Source organism: Phytohabitans rumicis (genome assembly GCF_011764445.1).
GTDB lineage: Bacteria > Actinomycetota > Actinomycetes > Mycobacteriales > Micromonosporaceae > Phytohabitans > Phytohabitans rumicis.
The window spans coordinates 5686557-5704030 of record NZ_BLPG01000001.1 but is presented as its reverse complement, the minus strand read 5'-3'; the positions used below and the strand labels follow the sequence as shown (position 1 = coordinate 5704030).

The following is a 17474-nucleotide window of genomic DNA, read 5'->3' as shown; positions in this document are numbered from 1 at the left end:
CCGGGTGGCACCGGCCCGGTGCCGCCGAATCGCTGGATGATCACTGTCCGTAAGCGAACCGGGGACCCAACTCGAGTAATGGGGTGAATCCGCGCCACGCGCGGAAGGGCGTTCTTCCCGCCCGAACCCGTCAGCTAACTCGGTAGGCGGCGTTGCGGAAGAAGGGTTCGCGTTTGTCCCCCGCGCGAAAGCTGCTGCGCGCCCTCGTGCTGGTCGGACTCGGAATCGGGCTGACCGTGCCGGCCACGGCCGCCCAGGCCGAGCCGTCGGCGAGTGAGCTGACCCAGCAGATCAACAAGTCGTCGACCGAGCTGGAAAAGGTCGTCGAGTCCTACAACAAGCTCAACGAGCAGCTCAAGGACACCAAGGCCGCCTCGGCCGCGCTGGCCGCCAAGATGGCCCCGCTGGAGCAGCAGGTCGCGAAGGCCGGCGCCGACGTCGGGCAGATGGCGGCCGTGGCGTACCGGACCGGTCAGGTGGGCGAGGCGAGCGCGCTGCTGGACGGCAGCGGCCCGCTCATCGACCGCCTGGGCATGCTGGACCAGCTCGCCCGGGACCGGCAGGAGCAGGTCGCCGGCTACACGGCGGCTCAGCGGCAGTACGCCGATGAGAAGGCGAACCTGGACACCACCGAGGCCAAGCAGACCGCGCAGCTCAAGGAGTTGGCGGCCGGCAAGAAGAAGATCGAGGCCGACCTGGCCAAGCTCTACGAGATGCGCCAGAAGGCGTACGGCTCGGCCACGTCGTCCAGCGGCTCGTACACCGGGACCATCCCGTCCGTCTCCGGCAAGGCGGGCGTGGCCGTGCGGTTCGCCTACAACGCCATCGGTACGCCGTACGTCTGGGCGGCCGACGGTCCGGACGGGTACGACTGCTCGGGGCTGACGCTCGCGGCCTGGAAGGCGGCCGGCAAGACGCTGCCGCACAACGCCGCCATGCAGTGGGACGTGGTGGCGCACATCGGCCGCGGCTCCCTGCAACCCGGCGACCTGGTCTTCTACAGCGACCTGGGACACGTGGCCATCTACGTGGGCAGCGGCAAGGTCATCCACGCCCCCAGCCCGGCGAGAGTGTCAAGCTCTCGACGGTCGACATGATGACCCCGTACGGCTACGGGCGCGTCCGCTAAGGCAATCCCCGTTGATCTTGGAGTTGTCAGGTTCCATACCGGACATCTGAACCTGATAACTCCAAGATCGCCGTCGGGAGGCGGGGAGTGTCACACCTCGGGTTCAGGCTCAGCGCATGAGTATCCGTGTTGCTGAGCCGTACTCGTTCGAGATGTCGCTGCGGGCGCTTGCTGGGTTTGCGCCTTCCGCCGGTGGTCACCAGGTCGTTGGGGGGCGGGTGCGCAAGGCGTTCCGCCTCGGCGCGGAGGCGGTCGTCGCCGAGCTCGGGCCCGACCTCTCGCTTGGCGTCCACTCCGGTCGGGCGCTCGCGCGCGAGGAGCGGGCGGAGATCGAGCGCGCCGTCTCGCGGTGGCTGAGCCTCGACGACGACATGTCGGGCTTCCTCGCCAGCGCCGAGCGGGACGGCCCGATGGCGCACGTCGTCCGGGCCGCCCACGGCCTGCACCAGGTGCGCTTCGCCTCGCTCGCCGAGGGCACCGTCTACTTCACCCTGACCCAACGCAGCACCCAGTGGTACGCGACCGCCCGCAAGCGCCGCATCGCCGCCGAGCTCGGCCCACGGCTCACGGTGGACGGCGTCGACCACGTCGCCTTCCCGTCGCTGGCCACCATCGGCGCGCTCGGCGACGCGGAGCTGATCGGGTACGCCGGCAACCGGCAACGCGCCGACCGGCTCCGCACCGTGGTGGCCGGGGTGGCCGCGCTCGACGAGGAGTGGCTGCACACCGGGGCGTACGACGAGGTGCGCAAGGCACTCCTCGCCGTGCCGGGGATCGGCGAGTTCACCGCCCAGGCACTGCTGCTGCGGGTCCTCGGCCGCCCCGACGACGCACCGCTGGGCATGGCGCAGTTCGAGGCAGCCGCCCGCGCGGTGTACGGCGAGACCCCGCCCGGTCCCGCCGAGTTGCGCGCGCACTACGGCCGCTGGGTCGGCTGGTGGGCCTACTACGCTCGCACCGCGTCGTCCTGGGTCGCCGAGCCGCTCCCCGTGGCCGCATAACACCACGTCTGTGGTCGTCTCGCACCACGCCGCCCTACGCTGTTGGGTAATCCCGGAGGAGGGCGACGTGGTCACACTGCACCTGCCGGCCGTCGAGGTTTGGACGGTCGACGCCATCAAGGATCTGCCGCCCGAGCTGCGCTACGAGCTGCACGACGGGAGTTTGTTGATCATGTCGCCGGCCAGGTTCTGGCACCAGGAGATCGAGAGAAGGATTTGTAACCTTCTCCGCGCTGCGAACCGTATCGCGTCGCAGCAGGTCGGTGTCCTCAACACCGTGCGCGATACGCGCGTGCCCGACGTGGCAGTGTTCAACGCGGAGCCGGAGGACTGGGACGTCACCTGGCATCTCGCCGCCGCGATCGCGCTCGTCGTCGAGGTGTGGTCGCCAGGCTCCGACGGCAAGGACCGCGACACCCAGTGGTACGCCGAGAGGGGCATCCCTGGCTACTGGCTCGCGGAGCCCATCGAGGGTGACAAGAAGAACGCCTTGATCACGATGCACGAGCTGAAGGCCGACGCGAACACCTACGTCGTTACCAGTCAGGCCACGCTCGCCGAGTTGGAAGAGCGCGGGCTCTCCTGACTGTCACAAAACGGCCGGCGCCCTGGGGGACGCCGGCCGTTCGCGGTACGAGTGGGGAGAGTTACGCGGCCTGCAGGCCCTCGGCCCGAGCCAGCTCGCGGAGCCGGCCCAGCGCCTGGATCTCGAGCTGCCGGATCCGCTCCCGGGAGAGGGAGAAGCGCGACGCGACCTCGGTCAGCGAGTGCTCCCGCCCGTCCTCCAGGCCGTACCGGGCGCGCATGATGCCGGCGGACCGGTCGTCGAGGTGGTTGAGCAGGCCCTCGATGCGCTGCCGCTCCAGTGCGGTCAGCACGACCTCTTCCGGAGACGGGGCGTCACTGTCGGCCACCAGGTCGCCGAGGTTGGTGTCGCCGTCGTCGCCGACCGGGGTGTCGAGCGACACCGTGTCCTGCGACCAGCGGACCAGCTCGTGGACCCGCTCGACCGGCACGCCGAGCGCCACCGCGATCTGCTCCGGCTCCGGGTCGGAGCCGAGCTCGCGGGTGAGCTGCCGGGCGACGTTGCGCATCCGGTTGACGTCTTCGACCAGGTGCACGGGCAGCCGGACGGTGCGCTCCTGCTGGGCGATCGCCCGGCTGATGGCCTGGCGGATCCACCACGTCGCGTACGTCGAGAACTTGAACCCGCGCTCGTAGTCGAACTTTTCGACGGCGCGCACCAGGCCGGTGTTGCCCTCCTGGATCAGGTCGAGCATCGGCATGCCGGACCGGACGTACCGGCGGGCGATCGAGACGACCAGCCGGAGGTTGGCCCGGATGAAGAGGTCCTTGGCGCGCTCGCCCTCGATGACGAGGCGCTCCAGCTCCTCGCGGCCCACGCCCTTCGGGATCTGGCCCTCGTCGAGCAGGTGCTCGGCGTACAGCCCGGCCTCGATGGCCTTAGAGAGGTCGACCTCGGTGGCGGCGTCGAGCAGTGGCGTGCGGGAGATCTCGTGCAGGTAGACGCCGACCAGGTCGCGCTCCTCGGCGACCTCGTCCGTGCGCATCACCACATTGCTTTCCACGTTGCTCACGATCCCCTCGCTCGCCCCAGTTGCCCTGTTCCTTGCGGTCCCCACGTTCATCAGCCCTCCCCCGTAACTTCCGCTCTGCCCCGCGGTGCTGACACCTACACAACAGATGAGACGCGTAAGGGATTCCGTCTCCTGAGTCGAAAGTGTCACGAATGCCTGTGTACTAGCTGAGAGTGCGGTGCATAGTTGCTGTGCACTGTCCCTCATCAGGGCTTCGGAGTCCGACCTAGGGGCGGATTGCGCGGACGCTGCGCATACTTCGCCCGAATAATGAGAACATCCGGGCTCCAGCCTCCACAGCGATCCGGGTCACTACCTGTCTGCGATCCTCGTCACTTCACAGTACGCACGTACGCCGTAGGCGGTTCACTGTCAGATCAAGGATTACCCGGGCGATGGGCGCGCTAACTCAAAAGCGACAGCGCGCCTCGGACCTGTCCGGCCGAGCGCGCCAACGCGGCTCGGGAATCGGCGACACCCGCCCCGGAAACGAGCGCCACGAGAGCGGTCTTCAGGTCGCCGTTCGCGTCGGCGAGGGCGCGGCGGCAGAGCTCTTCGTCCATCCCGGTCGCCTCGATCAGGATCGAGATCATCCGGCCACGCAGCTTCGCGTTCGTGGCCACCATGTCGATCATGAGGTTGGAGTAGACCCGGCCGAGGCGGACCATCACCGCGGTGGAGAACGCGTTCAGGACGAGCTTCTGCGCGGTGGCCGCCTTCATCCGGGTGGAGCCGGTGACCACCTCGGGCCCGGTGTCCATCCCGATGAAGACGTCGACCTCGGTGGCCGCCGCCGCCTCCGGGTCGGCCGCCACCAGCACGCCGCGGGCGCCGATCGTCCGCGCCGAGCGCAGCGCGCCCAGGACGTACGGCGTACGCCCGCTCGCCGCCAGCCCGACCACCAGGTCGCCGGGGCGGACACAGCCGGCCGCCTCGCGCGCACCGGCGTCCACGTCGTCCTCGGCGTCCTCGACGGCCCGGAACATCGCCTCGTCGCCGCCGGCCAGGTGGGCACAGAACCAGTCGTCCGGGGAGTTGAACGTCGGCGGCAGCTCCGCGACGTCGATCACACCGACCCGGCCGGACGTGCCCGCGCCGAAGTAGTGCACCCGGTGCCCGCCACGGATCGCGGCGACAGCCAACTCGACTGCGGCGGTGATCTCGTCGAGGACCCCGGCCACCGCGGCCGGCACCGTCCGGTCGGCCTCGTTGATCACGCCGAGAACGTCCCGAGTGGACATCAGGTCGAGGTCGACGCTGCGAGGATTGCGCCGCTCGGTCGGCGCGGCGACGCGGACCACAGCCTTGTCGATGGTCACGCAGCCAACTCCCGGCTCAACGCGCGGAACGGCGGGAGGACGTGACGCGGTGGCTCTGGACGGCCTCGGCGGTGACTTCCAATGCCCGGCGCGTCTTGGCGCGGTTTCGCGCGGCAACGCCGACGAAGAGGCAGTCGATGACCGTGAGTTGGGCCAGGCGGCTGGCCATGGCGCCGGAACGGTACGTGGTCTCGCGGGCGGCCGTCGTCAGGACGAAGTCGGCCACCTCGGTGATCGGCGATCTCGGGAAGTTGGTCAGCGCGACCGTTGTCGCCCCGCGCGCCCGGGCCTGCTGCAGCACCTCGACCACGTCGGAGGTGGTGCCGGAGTGCGAGATGCCGACCGCCACGTCGCCCTTGCCGAGCAGCGCGGCCGAGGTGAGCGCCTGGTGCACGTCCGACCAGTAGAACGCCGTACGGCCGATGCGGTGCAGCTTCTGCTGGAAGTCGGAGGCGACGAAGCCACTGGCGGCGGCGCCGTAGATGTCCACCCGACCGGCCCCGTTGATGGCCTCGACGACCTGTTCGCAGACGGCGGGGTCGAGCTGCTCGGCGGTCTCCTCGACCGCGCGGGCGTCGTTGAACGCGATCGTGGCGATGATCTGCGCCAGGTCGGCACCGGGCGGGATGTCGCCGCCGACCACGCGGGCGTCCGGCGGCTCGATCCGGCGGGCGGCCTCAGCGGCGAGCCGGATGCGCAGCTGCGGGTAGCCCTCCATGCCGACCGACCGGCAAAACCGGATGACGGTGGCCTCGGACGTCTCGGCGGCGGTGGCGAGGTCGGTGATGGTACGCCGGGCGGCGTCGGCGGGATCGGCCACGACGAGGCGGGCGACGCGCTGCTCGGCGGGCGACAACGAGGGCAGCAGGCCGCTGATGTGCACGATCAGCCCGCTCGACTCGTGGGTCGCAGAAACCTTCGTCGTCTTCGCCACGGATGAAACTTACTTTCAGAAAGGCCGGACCGTCAACCGTGGCCTCGGGTACCTGCGACGGTACGCCCAAGCAGGCACCGGCGGGCGACACTCGGCCCATCCGAGCGTGCCATTCCGGCAGCACGTTCGGCTCATCCGGGTCGGCGATACGGTACTGGAATGGCTGATCGCAGCGTGCTGGTGACCGGAGGTACGGGCGGGCTCGGCGGCGCCGTGACGGCCGCTTTCATCGAGGCGGGCTGGCGCACCGTCGTACCAGTGCGCAAAAAAACCTCAGCGGAATCCAGGTCGGGCGCCGTCGGGCGCGGCCCCGGCTCCAATCGGGATCCGAAGGCGACTCCGGCGGAGGGTGACGCGGTCTATGTGAGCGCGGACCTGACGGATCCGGCGTCGGTCGACGCGGCGGTGGCGGTCGCGGCGGGCGAGCCCGCGGCGCCGCTGCGGGCCGTCGTCAACCTCGTCGGCGGGTACGCGGCCAGCGGGCTGGTGCACGAGACGCCGATCGAGGATTTCGAGCGGATGCTCTCGCTCAACCTGCGCCCCACCTACCTGGTCACCCACGCCGCGCTGCCGCACCTGCTCGCGGCCGGCGGCGCCGTGGTGTGCGTGTCGTCGCGGGCGGCTGTGGCGCCGTTCGCCGGGGCGGCGGGGTACGTGACGGCCAAGGCCGCGGTAGTGGCGTTCGCGAACGCGGTGGCGGTCGAGTACCGGCAGCGCGGCGTGCGGTGCAACACCGTGCTGCCGAGCGTCATCGACACCCCGGCCAACCGGGAGGCGCAGCCGGACGCCGACCACTCGCGGTGGGTGGCCCCCGCGGACATCGCGAAGGTGATCCACTTCCTGTGCGGCGACGAGTCGGCGCCGACGACCGGCGCGACGATCCCGGTCTACGGGCGCGCGTAGAGCGCGGCCGGTAAGAGCCGCTCCTGGATCCGCGCGGTCACCTCGTCGAGGGTGCCGTTGGCGTCCACCACGACGAACGCACCGAACTCCGGCAAAGACCGGTACGCCGCGTCCGCCGTGGCGAGGAAGTCGACGCTCTCGTGGTCCTCGCCGCGCAGCTCGATCCGCCGGTACGCCGCGCCGGGGTCGACCGCGAGGAAGAACGTGACGTCCGGGCGAGGAAACAGGCCGTACGCCAGGCGGGCCAGCCGCTCGGCCGCGCGGCTGCCATCGTGCGCGCGGATGCTGGCGTACTGGCAGACCGCGTACCGATCCATCACGGCGACCCGGCCGCGCAGGCGGGAGCGGACCAGCGCGCGGGCGATGGCCAGCCAGCGCAGGATCGACTCGACCAGGAGCAGGCCGCCGCGTCCCAGCAGGCGCTGCGCGTCGGGGCGGCCCAGGCGCCCCGCCAGCCGGCCGAACCAGCGCCGCCCGCCGGCGTTCTGCCAGTAGGTCGCCGGCAGGCCGCGCTCGGTCAGCGCGCCGGCGAGCCGGTGGGCCTGGGTGGTCTTGCCGGAGCCGTCCACACCGACGAGCGCGATGACGCGAGGCCGCCGGTGAGCGGGGTGGGGCCCGGAAGTGACCATGATTACCAACGGTACCGGGCTAGCGCAACATCGTACTTTCGGCTAGATTTTCGCGGGCCGTTTGGTCTAAGGTGAATTAGCTGATCGGTTAGCACACCGCCGGACGGCAGGTCGGAACCCAACCAGGGAGGACCCACCGTGACCGCGACACAGGTGCACGCAAGCGACATGTTGGTGGTGCTCGGCTCACTGCCGGCGCACCACCCGTCCCGGCCCCGGGTACGGGACGAGGTCATCGAGGCGTGGCTGCCGCTGGCGCAGCACCTCGCCAACCGGTTCGCCGGGCGCGGCGAGCCCATCGAAGACCTGGTCCAGACCGCGACGGTCGGTTTGATCAAGGCGGTCGACAAGTTCGACCCGGAGCGCGGCGTCGAGTTCGCCGCGTACGCGATCCCCACCATCATCGGTGAGATCAAGCGTCACTTCCGGGACCGCACCTGGGACATCCGGGTGCCGCGCCGGCTGCAGGAGCTGCGGCTGAGCATCTCCGAGGCGACCAGCACGCTGCTCCAGACGCTGGGCCGCTCCCCGACCGTCGCCGACATCGCCGGGCACATCGGGATCAGCGAGGAAGAGGTGCTGGAGGGGCTGGAGGGCGCACGCGCGTACAACGCGGTGTCGCTGTCCATGCCGACCAGCGACGGCGACCGCTCCACCGAGCTGGGCGACCTGCTCGGCAGCGAGGACGGCGAGTTCGAGCTGGCCGAGCTGCGGGTCGCGCTGGGCCCGGCGCTGGCCGCCCTCGACCGCCGCGAGCAGCGGATCCTGATGCTGCGGTTCTACGGCAACATGACCCAGTCCCAGATCGCCGACCAGATCGGCGTGTCCCAGATGCACGTGTCCCGACTGCTGGCCCGTGCACTGGCCAAGCTCCGCGGGCACCTCGGCGAGGACGCCGCCTAGCGCACGTTTCCGCACACCACGCCACGGGTACCCGGTATCCATGGAATTTCTTCTGTGGATTCTCGCGGTGGTACTGGTGGTCGCCGGCGTCCTGGCGCTCTTCCGCCGGCAGGTCCTGTGGGGCATCGTCCTCATCATCATCGGGTTTCTCGTCGGCCCGGGCGGCGTCAGCATCTTCACGTAAACCCCCAAAACCCCCGAATCAAACGATCGATCAGGGAGTCGGGTTTTCCCGGCTCCCTGATCAACTGTTTCGCACAGCCTGTCCGCCCTGGTCAGCCGCTTTCGTGGCGCAATTCGTACGTGGCTGAGATACACCACCTGACCTACGGCGCGGTCAACCCCGTCGTGGCGTACATAATCTCGTTCCTCGGATCGCTGCTCGGCCTGGTCTGCACGACCCGGGCGCGGGCGGCCCCTACACCTGGCCGGCGGGCCCGCTGGCTGGTCCTCGCCGCCATCACCATCGGCGGTGCCGCCATCTGGCTCATGCACTTCACCGCGATGCTCGGCTTCGACGTGCCCGACAGCCCGGTCCGGTACAACCCGTGGCTCACCGCCTTCAGCCTGGTCATCGCGATCGCCACCGTCGGGGTCGGGCTCTTCATCGTCGGGCACGGCCCGCGGACCACGCTCCGGATCGCCGGGGGCGGGCTCCTGACCGGCGCCGGCGTCCTCGTCATGCACTACACCGGCATGGCCGCCGTCCGGGTGTCCGGCCGCATCGAGTACGACCCGGGGCTGGTCGCCGCGTCCGCGGTGATCGCGGTGGTGGCGGCGACCACGGCGCTGTGGTTCACCGTCACCATCAAGGGTTGGCGAGCGATCATCGCCGCCGCGGTCATCATGGGCATCGCCGTCTGCGGCATGCACTACACCGGGATGGCGGCGATGCGGGTGTACCTGTCGCTGCCCGGTGAGACGCCGGTCGAGGGATCACCACCTCGCTCCTGATCGTCCCGATCACGCTGCTCACCGCGACCGCCCTGGTCGGTGTCGCGCTCAGCGCGCTGCAGGCGATGACGGAGGAGGAGTTCACCGACGACTACCCCTCCCCGCGCGCCAAAAGGGCAGCCGTTTGGGCGCTCAATCCCCAAGAGCGCTCCCCTGTTCCCGCGTGGACGGGAAGAGGGAGCCCTATTGGGGCAGGCGCGGCCTACACGAGCGCGGCGGCGCACACGAGCGCCACGCGCACGTGGTCAGCAGCGCGGGACGCTGGGGATGAAGCCGTCGTAGCCGGTGTAGACGTACGCGTCGGACACGAACCGGCCGGTGCCGATGCGGTCCCAGATGTTGCTGGTGCCGTACGTGCCGGTCACCGTGGTGCCGGTGGTCTGGCAGTAGATGGTGACGGTCGCGCCGTCGGCCACCGTGCCGACCGCCGTGTAGCTCGTGCCCGGTCCAGATCGGACGGTCAGCGGCGAGCCAGCCGTGTTGACCGTGCCCGAGCCGGTGTTGCTGCCTGAGCAGGCATTGTCGCTGGTGTACGTCTTGGTGCCCCAGTACAGCGCGAGCGCGCCGTTGAAGCGGATCTGGATGTCGCTGCCGTCCAGGCGCTGCTCGAAGTGCAGGTGCGGGCCGGTGGAGCCGCCGGTGGTGCCGACGTAGCCGATGACGGAGCCGTAGCCGACCGTCTGTCCAACGGAGACGTTGAACGCGGACAGGTGCGCGTAGTACGTGGTGTAGCCGCTGCCGTGGTTGATGCGGACGTACTTGCCGTAGCTCGTGCCGCCCAGGTCGGTGACCCGGTCGACGGTGCCGGGGCGCTGGCCACGACCGGGTCGCCCACGTCGTCGGTGCGGTTGAAGTCGATGGCGTACGCGGGACTGTGGTCGCTACGGGTCTGGCCGGACCACGCCTGTCCACAGGGGAACGGCACCTTGAACGTGGGAGCGGCCTGTGCTGAGCCGGCTTGCACGAGCACCGCGGCGGCCACGGCGGCGGCTGCGGCGAGCAAGCTGAGTACCCGTCGGGTCATCCAGTTCCTCCAATGTCGGAATCCTTCCACCCCGAGCCGGAGTTTGACAGAAAGCTTCAGTACGCGAAAGAGAGGCGGCGGAAATTAGCGCGATCCGGTATACCTAGGCGCCATGTCGCCGCCGCCGTTCCTGCGATCCATGCCGTTGCACGCGATCACCGAGGTGTACGGCGAGACCGGCCTCCGGCAACGCTTCGCCCTGGAAGTCGCCCGCTTCGGCGTACCAGATCAAGAACGTCTGGCGGCGGCGCTGGACCTGGCCGCGGAGCTGCACCGCGACGATCGCCGGGTCCGCGAGCCCTACCTCAACCACCTGCTCCGGGTGGCCATCCGGATCATGTCGCACTACGGCGTCGACGACGTCGACGTGGTCGTGGCGGCGCTGCTGCACGACGCCGTCGAAGACCACCCCGACGAGCTCGGCGGCGGGACCGAGGCGGCGCTCGCCGAGCTGGCCCGGCGGTTCAACCCGCGGGTGGCCGACCTGGTCCGGGCGGTGACCAACCCGGAGTACGACCCGGCGCGCGACAAACACGAGCAGTACCGCGCACACGTGGCGGAGAGCCTCGACCGGGACCCCTGGGCACGGGTGATCAAGGTGTCCGACTTCACCGACAACGGCGTGGGCGTCATCCACACCACGGGGCCGAAGGTGCGCAGCTCAGCGATCAAGTACCGGCCGTTGGTGCCGGTGTTCCGGGAGCTGATGCGGCGGGCGGACACGCCGCTATCCGGCGCGGCAAAAGCGCATATTCTTGGCCAATTGGACCTTGCCGAGGAACGGTTTTCGACTATCCTCGATGATCATGGGAGCGCTTCCAACGTTTCCTAATCGTTACGGCTTCCTTACCGGAAAGCCTGGACTAAAGATCCGTGCAAGCGCTTACATGTGTAGACGCCCCAAGTCGGGACCGGCACGAGGGCCAGGCGGCTATCGGCGTGCCGGCGAGGAAGGAGGACGGCATGGCGGTCTTTCCCAGACGACGCCAAGCCTTCGTGATCGCCACCGTGGTCGGGCTGGCGCTCAGCGCCACCGCGTGCGGAGATGGCGACGACAATGGAAGTGGCACCGGAAGCTCGGCGGAGTGCGCCGCCTTTGACAAGTACAGCGGCAACGACGGCAAGAAGGTCACGATCTACGCGTCCATCCGCGACGCCGAGGCCGACCTGCTGGAGCAGTCCTGGAAGTCGTTCGTGGACTGCACCGGCATTGAGATTGACTACGAAGGCAGCGGCGAGTTCGAGGCGCAGCTGCAGGTGCGCGTGGACGGCGGCAACGCGCCGGACATCGCCTTCATCCCGCAGCCGGGCCTGCTCGCGACCTTCGCGAACGCCGGCAAGCTCAAGGCGGCTCCGGCCGACACGAAGTCCTCGGCCGAGGCCAACTACCCGGCCGACTGGTTGAAGTACAGCACCGTCAACGGCACCTTCTACGGGGCGCCGCTCGGCTCCAACGTGAAGTCCTTCGTGTGGTACTCCCCAAGGCGTTCTCGGAGAAGGGCTACCAGGTCCCGAAGACCTGGGACGAGCTGATCTCCCTGAGCAACAAGATCGCCGACAGCGGGACGAAGCCGTGGTGCGCGGGCATCGAGTCCGGTGACGCCACCGGCTGGCCGGCCACCGACTGGCTGGAAGACCTCATGCTGCGCACGCAGACGCCCGAGGTCTACGACCAGTGGGTCACTCACCAGATTCCGTTCAACGACCCGAAGGTCGCCGAGGCACTCAACAAGGCCGGTGAGATCCTCAAGAACGACAAGTTCGTCAACGGCGGCTACGGCGGCGTGAAGAGCATCTCCACGACGTCGTTCCAGGAAGGCGGCCTGCCGATCCTGGACAACAAGTGCTTCATGCACCGCCAGGCGTCCTTCTACGCCAACCAGTGGCCAGAGGGCACCAAGGTGGCCGAGGACGGCGACGTGTTCGCGTTCTACTTCCCGGCGGTCGACCCGAGCAAGGGTGAGCCCGTGCTCGCGGCCGGCGAGTTCACGGTCGCCTTCGCCGACCGGCCCGAGGTCCAGGCGGTGCAGAACTACCTGGCCACGCCCGAGTACGCCAACAGCCGGGCCAAGCTCGGCAACTGGGTCTCCGGCAACCGGGGCGCGGACCTCAACAATTTCGCTAACCCGATCGACAAGCTGTCGGTCCAGATCCTCCAGGACAAGACCAAGGTCCTGCGCTTCGACGGCTCGGACCTGATGCCGTCGGCGGTCGGCGCGGGCACCCTGTGGAAGGGCATGGTCGACTGGATCAACGGCAAGGACACCGCCAGCACGCTCTCGACCGTCGAGAGTTCCTGGAAGTAAGAAGTTAGGCGGCCGGTCCGACTTGCCAGGTCGGGCCGGCCGATCCCCTCGGGAGGGCGGATGGACTTCGCGGATATTTCCCCAAGCTCACCGTGCTTGTGTACGGCCTCGTCGCGTTCGTCGTGGTCGTCGGTGGGCTGCTTTTACTGCTTGACGTCGTACCCACGTACTTCGCCCGCCGGCGCGAGCGCCAACTGCTCGCGATCGCGGCCGGCGAGATACCCGCACCGCCCTCCGGGCGCGTCGGGAAGTCGCGCGAGTGGGGGTTCGCGCTCATCTTCCTGCTGCCGGTCCTGATGCTGCTCGCGATCGGGCTGGTCGTGCCGCTGGTCCGGACCACCCTGCTGTCGTTCAAGAACGGTGGCAGCACGGATTGGGTCGGGTTGGAGAACTACGGCTGGATGGTCACCGACGACGGCATCCTCGGCGTGCTGTGGAACAGCCTGCTGTGGGTGGTGCTGGTGCCGCTGGTGGCCACCTCGGTCGGGCTGCTCTACGCCGTCCTGGTCGACAAGGCCCGCTTCGAGTCGGTCGCCAAGTCGCTGATCTTCCTGCCGGTGGCGATCTCGTTCGTCGGCGCGAGCATCATCTGGAAGTTCGTCTACGCGTACCGGTCGGAGGAGCAGGACCAGATCGGTCTGCTCAACCAGATCGTGGTGTGGCTGGGCGGCACGCCGCAGCAGTGGCTGCTCGACTCGCCGCTCAACACGCTGTTGCTGATCGCCGTGATGGTCTGGATCCAGGCGGGCTTCGCCATGGTGATCCTGTCCGCGGCGATCAAGGCGATCCCGGCCGACATCGTCGAGGCGGCCCGGCTGGACGGCGTCACCGCCTGGCAGATGTTCTGGCGGGTCACGATGCCGAGCATCCGGCCGGCGCTGATCGTCGTGGTGGTCGCCATCACGGTCGCCACGATGAAGATCTTCGACATCGTGCGGACCATGACGAACGGCAACTACGACACCAACGTGATCGCGCTGGAGATGTACAACCAGGCGTTCCGGTATCAGCAGGTCGGGCAGGGCTCGGCGCTGGCCGTGTTCCTGTTCATCCTCGTGATCCCGATCGTCATCTTCCAGATCCGCAACCTGCGCCGGCAGCGGGAGGGCTGACATGGCTACCACCACTCCGGTCCTGCCCGGCACGAGCGCCGAGCCGATGCCCAAGACCGTCGCGGGTCGGGTGCGCCGCCGGCTCAACACCCGCGCGGCCACCGTCGTCTCGATCCTCATCGCGCTGCTGTGGACGGTGCCCACGTTCGGGCTGTTCATCTCGTCCCTGCGCCCCGAGGACGCGATCAAGACCACCGGCTGGTGGACGTTCTTCAGCGATCCGCAGCTGACGCTGGACAACTACAACGAGGTGCTCTTCGGCCAGTCCGCCTCGTCCGGCCAGCTCGCCAACTACTTCGTCAACTCGATCGTCATCACGATCCCGTCGGTGCTCTTCCCCGTCGCGTTCGCCGCGATGGCCGCGTACGCGCTCTCGTGGATCAACTTCCGCGGCCGGGAGTGGGTCTACATCGGCATCTTCGCCCTGCAGATCGTCCCGCTGCAGATGGCACTCGTGCCGCTGCTGAGCTTCTTCTCCCGCGGCGTCTCGCTCGGCGGCATCACGCTGATGCCGGCGTGGCAACTGGAGGACGAGCAGAAGTTCATCCAGGTGTGGTTCGCGCACACCTGCTTCGCCCTGCCGTTCGCCGTGTTCCTGCTGCACAACTTCGTGTCGCAGCTGCCCGGCGAGCTGATGGAGGCGGCCCGGGTCGACGGCGCCAGCCACGCGAAGATCTTCCGCACGATTGTGCTGCCGCTCATCACGCCGGCGCTCGCCTCGCTGACCATCTTCCAGTTCCTCTGGGTGTGGAACGACCTGCTGGTCGCGCTGATCTTCGCGGGCGGTGGGGATGAAACGGCACCATTGACGGTACGGCTGGCGGAGCTGGCCGGCACCAGAGGCAACGAGTGGCAACGGTTGACCTCCGGCGCGTTCGTGTCGATCGTCGTCCCGCTGATCGTCTTCCTGTCCCTGCAGCGGTACTTCGTTCGCGGCCTCCTCACGGGCAGCGTGAAGGGCTGAGGCACGTCGTTTGTGGCGGGTGACCCACGGTCGCCCGCCACAACGGCGAAGCGACGGAGGGTGCCGCATGACGAGAATCGACGATGTCGCGCGGCTGGCCGGCGTATCGACGGCCACCGTTTCCCGGGCGCTGCGCGGCCTGCCGACCGTCTCCGAGTCGACCCGTGACCGGGTGCTGGCGGCGGCCGCCAAGCTCGGTTACACCGCCTCCCCGAGCGCCTCCCGGCTGGCCGGGGGCAAGACCGGCGCGGTCGCGGTCGTCGTACCGCGGATCACCCGGTGGTTCTTCGCCACCGTGGTGGAGGCCGCCGAGGACGCCCTGCACCAGGCCGGGTACGACCTGCTGCTGCACAACCTGGGCGGCAGCGAGCACGAGCGGCAGCGGTTGCTGCACACCGCCGCCCTGCACAAGCGGGTGGACGCGCTCGTGCTGGTGGCCACGCCGCTTCAGGGGCCGGACTTCGCCGCGGTCACCAACCTGGCCCTGCCCGGGGTCACGGTCAGCTCCGGCACCGGCGTGCCGGGGTGGCCCAGCATCCGCATCGACGACGTCGCCGCCGCCTGCACCGCCACCAGCTACCTGATCGAGCAGGGCCACCGGCGCGTCGCCCACATCTCCGGCGACCCGTCCGACGAGCTGGCCTTCACCACCCACATCGACCGCCGGCGCGGCTACCGGGAAGCGCTGCGGATCGCGGGGATCGAGCCGGACCCGGCGCTGGACGTGGAGGCCGAGTTCACCGTCTCCGGCGGCGAGCGCGCGGTCGCCGAGCTGCTACGCCGCGGCCCCGCCCCACCGCCGTCTTCGCGGCCTGCGACGAGATGGCCATGGGCGCCATGGCCGCGCTGCGCCAGGCCGGGCTGCGGGTGCCGGACGACGTGAGCGTGATCGGCATCGACGACCACGACCTGGCCGGTGTGGTGGGGCTCACCACGGTCGCCCAGCCCGCCGCCGATCAAGGCCGGCTCGCGGTGGCCACGCTCCTCGGGCCACTGACCCAAGGCGACCCCTCGGTAACCGAGACCGTGATCCTGCCTACACGCCTGATCGTTCGCGAATCCACCGGCCCGCCTCGGGCACACTAGGACCCATGTCTGAGCAGACGTCTGACTGGTGGCGCCACGCGGTGATCTACCAGGTTTACCCCCGCTCCTTCGCCGACTCGAACGGTGACGGCATCGGCGACCTGCCCGGCATCACAGCCCGGCTGGACCACCTCGTCGAGCTGGGCGTGGACGCGGTGTGGCTGTCCCCCTTCTACCCGTCGCCGCAGGCCGACGCCGGGTACGACGTGGCCGACTACCAGGGAGTAGACCCGATCTTCGGGAGCCTGGAGGACGCGGACAAGCTCCTCGCCGCGGCCCGTGAGCGCGGCCTGCGGGTGATCGTCGACCTGGTGCCCAACCACACCTCCGACCAGCACGCGTGGTTCCGCGCGGCGGTCGAGGCCGGACCGGGCAGCCCGGAGCGGGCCCGCTACGTGTTCCGCCCCGACAAGCCCAACAACTGGCAGAGCGTGTTCGGCGGCCCGGCCTGGACCCAGGTGCCGGACGGCGAGTGGTACCTGCACCTGTTCGACCCCGGCCAGCCCGACCTCAACTGGGACCACCCCGAGGTGCGCGCCGAGTTCATCGACATCCTGCGCTTCTGGCTCGACCGCGGGGTCGACGGCTTCCGCGTCGACGTGGCGCACGGGCTGATCAAGCAGGCCGACCTCGCCGACTGGCACTACCCGGTCGAGCCGCTCACCGGCCCGGGCACCGAGGGCATCCGGCCGCCGATGTGGGACCAGGACGGCGTGCACGAGATCTACCGCAGCTGGCGGCGGGTGGTCGACGCGTACCCCGGGGACCGGGTCCTGGTGGCCGAGGCGTGGGTGTCGCCCGCGGAACGGCTCGCCGCGTACGTGCGGCCCGACGAGATGCACCAGGCGTTCAACTTCGAGTACCTGGAAGCGTTCTGGACCGAGTCGGCCCAGCGCGCCGTGATCACCCGGTCGCTGGCCGCCGACGCCGCGGTCGGCGCACCGACGACCTGGGTGCTCTCCAACCACGACGTGATCCGCCATGCGTCCCGCCTCGGGCTGCCGGTGGGCACCCGGCGCCCGCGCGGCATCGGCGCCGACGACCCCCAGCCGGACAACGTGGTGGGCCTGCGCCGGGCCCGCGCCGCCACCCTGCTGATGCTGGCCCTGCCCGGCTCCGCCTACCTCTACCAGGGCGAGGAGCTGGGCCTGCCGGAGCACACCACGATTCCGGACGAGGTGCGGCAGGACCCGACGTACGTCCGTACCGATGGGGAGGAGAAGGGCCGCGACGGCTGCCGGGTGCCGATCCCGTGGGAGGCGGACGCGCCGTCGTACGGCTTCGGGCCGACCGCCGCGAGCTGGCTGCCCCAACCGGAGGTCTGGGCCGAGCTGGCCCTGGACCGCCAGCGCGGCGTGCCCGGCTCGACGTACGAGCTGTACCGGGCGGCGCTGCGGCTGCGCGCCGAGCGCGGCCTCGGCCTGGGGACGCTGACCTGGGCCGAGGCGCCAGACGACGTGCTCGCCTTCCGCAACGGCGACCTGTTCGTGCTGACCAACTTCGGTGCCACCCCGGCCGACCTGCCCGCCGGCCTGACCCCGCTGCTGACCAGCGCCCCCCTCGACGGCGATGGCCGCGTCCCCCAGGACGCCACCGTCTGGGCGGTCTGAGA

15 protein-coding genes, 4 pseudogenes and 1 riboswitch are annotated in these 17474 nt (G+C 69.6%); of the genes and pseudogenes, 14 read left to right on the top strand and 5 right to left on the bottom strand.

The window, feature by feature from the left end; translation table 11 throughout:
* Positions 1-12: 12 nt before the first annotated feature.
* A riboswitch (cyclic di-AMP (ydaO/yuaA leader) is annotated at positions 13-164 on the top strand.
* A 9-nt stretch (positions 165-173) separates the two neighbouring features.
* From Prum_RS25960 to Prum_RS25950, 3 genes and pseudogenes are all read left to right on the top strand, one after another.
* Positions 174-1129, top strand: a pseudogene (locus tag Prum_RS25960) (C40 family peptidase).
* Between the two features lie 116 nt (positions 1130-1245).
* On the top strand, positions 1246-2130 hold the full coding sequence (locus Prum_RS25955) for a DNA-3-methyladenine glycosylase family protein (RefSeq protein WP_173078865.1): 885 nt from the start codon (positions 1246-1248) through the stop codon (positions 2128-2130).
* Positions 2131-2197: 67 nt separating this feature from the next.
* A complete protein-coding gene (locus Prum_RS25950) occupies positions 2198-2716 on the top strand; it encodes a Uma2 family endonuclease (protein WP_173078864.1) in 519 nt (172 codons plus the stop codon).
* Between the two features lie 61 nt (positions 2717-2777).
* Here Prum_RS25950 and Prum_RS25945 read toward each other — a convergent pair whose 3' ends face one another.
* The 3 genes from Prum_RS25945 to Prum_RS25935 all read right to left on the bottom strand — a co-directional run bounded on the left by Prum_RS25945 (position 2778) and on the right by Prum_RS25935 (position 5981).
* Positions 2778-3779 (bottom strand): sigma-70 family RNA polymerase sigma factor, encoded by a 1002-nt coding sequence (locus Prum_RS25945; protein WP_173078863.1) that lies wholly within the window; start codon positions 3777-3779, stop codon positions 2778-2780.
* A 353-nt stretch (positions 3780-4132) separates the two neighbouring features.
* Positions 4133-5047, bottom strand: coding sequence for an N-acetylmuramic acid 6-phosphate etherase (locus Prum_RS25940; protein ID WP_246278099.1), 915 nt, complete (start codon positions 5045-5047; stop codon positions 4133-4135).
* 16 nt (positions 5048-5063) lie between these two features.
* Positions 5064-5981: a MurR/RpiR family transcriptional regulator gene (locus tag Prum_RS25935; RefSeq protein ID WP_173078862.1), complete on the bottom strand. Its 918-nt coding sequence runs from the start codon at positions 5979-5981 to the stop codon at positions 5064-5066.
* A gap of 159 nt (positions 5982-6140) precedes the next feature.
* On the opposite strand from Prum_RS25935, the gene Prum_RS25930 reads away from it, so the two are divergent.
* Positions 6141-6884: an SDR family NAD(P)-dependent oxidoreductase gene (locus tag Prum_RS25930; RefSeq protein WP_173078861.1), complete on the top strand. Its 744-nt coding sequence runs from the start codon at positions 6141-6143 to the stop codon at positions 6882-6884.
* Here Prum_RS25930 and Prum_RS25925 read toward each other — a convergent pair.
* The gene (locus Prum_RS25925; protein WP_173078860.1) at positions 6869-7513 is read right to left on the bottom strand and encodes a dTMP kinase; all 645 of its coding nucleotides are present in this window, start codon (positions 7511-7513) and stop codon (positions 6869-6871) included. The genes Prum_RS25930 and Prum_RS25925 overlap by 16 nt on opposite strands.
* A gap of 168 nt (positions 7514-7681) precedes the next feature.
* Here Prum_RS25925 and Prum_RS25920 point away from each other — a divergent pair, with 168 nt between their 5' ends.
* The 3 genes from Prum_RS25920 (at position 7682) to Prum_RS25910 (ending at position 9370) form a co-directional block, all read left to right on the top strand.
* Positions 7682-8416 carry a SigB/SigF/SigG family RNA polymerase sigma factor gene (locus Prum_RS25920; RefSeq protein WP_173084148.1) on the top strand — a complete coding sequence of 245 codons (735 nt, stop codon included), beginning with the start codon at positions 7682-7684 and terminating at the stop codon, positions 8414-8416.
* A 40-nt stretch (positions 8417-8456) separates the two neighbouring features.
* On the top strand, positions 8457-8600 hold the full coding sequence (locus Prum_RS25915; protein WP_173078859.1) for a GPGG-motif small membrane protein: 144 nt from the start codon (positions 8457-8459) through the stop codon (positions 8598-8600).
* A gap of 119 nt (positions 8601-8719) precedes the next feature.
* Positions 8720-9370 carry an MHYT domain-containing protein gene (locus Prum_RS25910; RefSeq protein ID WP_246278098.1) on the top strand — a complete coding sequence of 217 codons (651 nt, stop codon included), beginning with the start codon at positions 8720-8722 and terminating at the stop codon, positions 9368-9370.
* Positions 9371-9615: 245 nt separating this feature from the next.
* Here the strand turns inward: Prum_RS25910 and Prum_RS55885 are convergent, their stop codons facing one another.
* Positions 9616-10119, bottom strand: a complete 504-nt coding sequence (locus Prum_RS55885) for a M23 family metallopeptidase (protein WP_503826943.1) — start codon at positions 10117-10119, stop codon at positions 9616-9618.
* 387 nt (positions 10120-10506) lie between these two features.
* Between Prum_RS55885 and Prum_RS25900 the strand changes: the two genes are divergently transcribed.
* The 7 genes and pseudogenes from Prum_RS25900 to Prum_RS25875 all read left to right on the top strand — a co-directional run bounded on the left by Prum_RS25900 (position 10507) and on the right by Prum_RS25875 (position 17472).
* A complete protein-coding gene (locus Prum_RS25900; RefSeq protein ID WP_173078858.1) occupies positions 10507-11226 on the top strand; it encodes an HD domain-containing protein in 720 nt (239 codons plus the stop codon).
* A gap of 131 nt (positions 11227-11357) precedes the next feature.
* A pseudogene (locus Prum_RS25895) lies at positions 11358-12700 on the top strand (ABC transporter substrate-binding protein).
* Between the two features lie 92 nt (positions 12701-12792).
* Entirely contained in the window at positions 12793-13812 is a 1020-nt protein-coding gene (locus Prum_RS25890; RefSeq protein WP_173078857.1) for a carbohydrate ABC transporter permease, read from the top strand.
* 1 nt (position 13813) lies between these two features.
* Positions 13814-14776, top strand: a complete 963-nt coding sequence (locus Prum_RS25885) for a carbohydrate ABC transporter permease (RefSeq protein WP_173078856.1) — start codon at positions 13814-13816, stop codon at positions 14774-14776.
* A gap of 67 nt (positions 14777-14843) precedes the next feature.
* Positions 14844-15506 (top strand): annotated as a pseudogene (locus Prum_RS25880) (LacI family DNA-binding transcriptional regulator); the annotation flags it as partial.
* A pseudogene (locus Prum_RS55180) lies at positions 15416-15862 on the top strand (substrate-binding domain-containing protein); the annotation flags it as partial. The pseudogenes Prum_RS25880 and Prum_RS55180, both read left to right, overlap by 91 nt.
* A gap of 5 nt (positions 15863-15867) precedes the next feature.
* Entirely contained in the window at positions 15868-17472 is a 1605-nt protein-coding gene (locus Prum_RS25875; RefSeq protein WP_173078855.1) for a glycoside hydrolase family 13 protein, read from the top strand.
* The last annotated feature ends 2 nt before the right edge of the window (positions 17473-17474 follow it).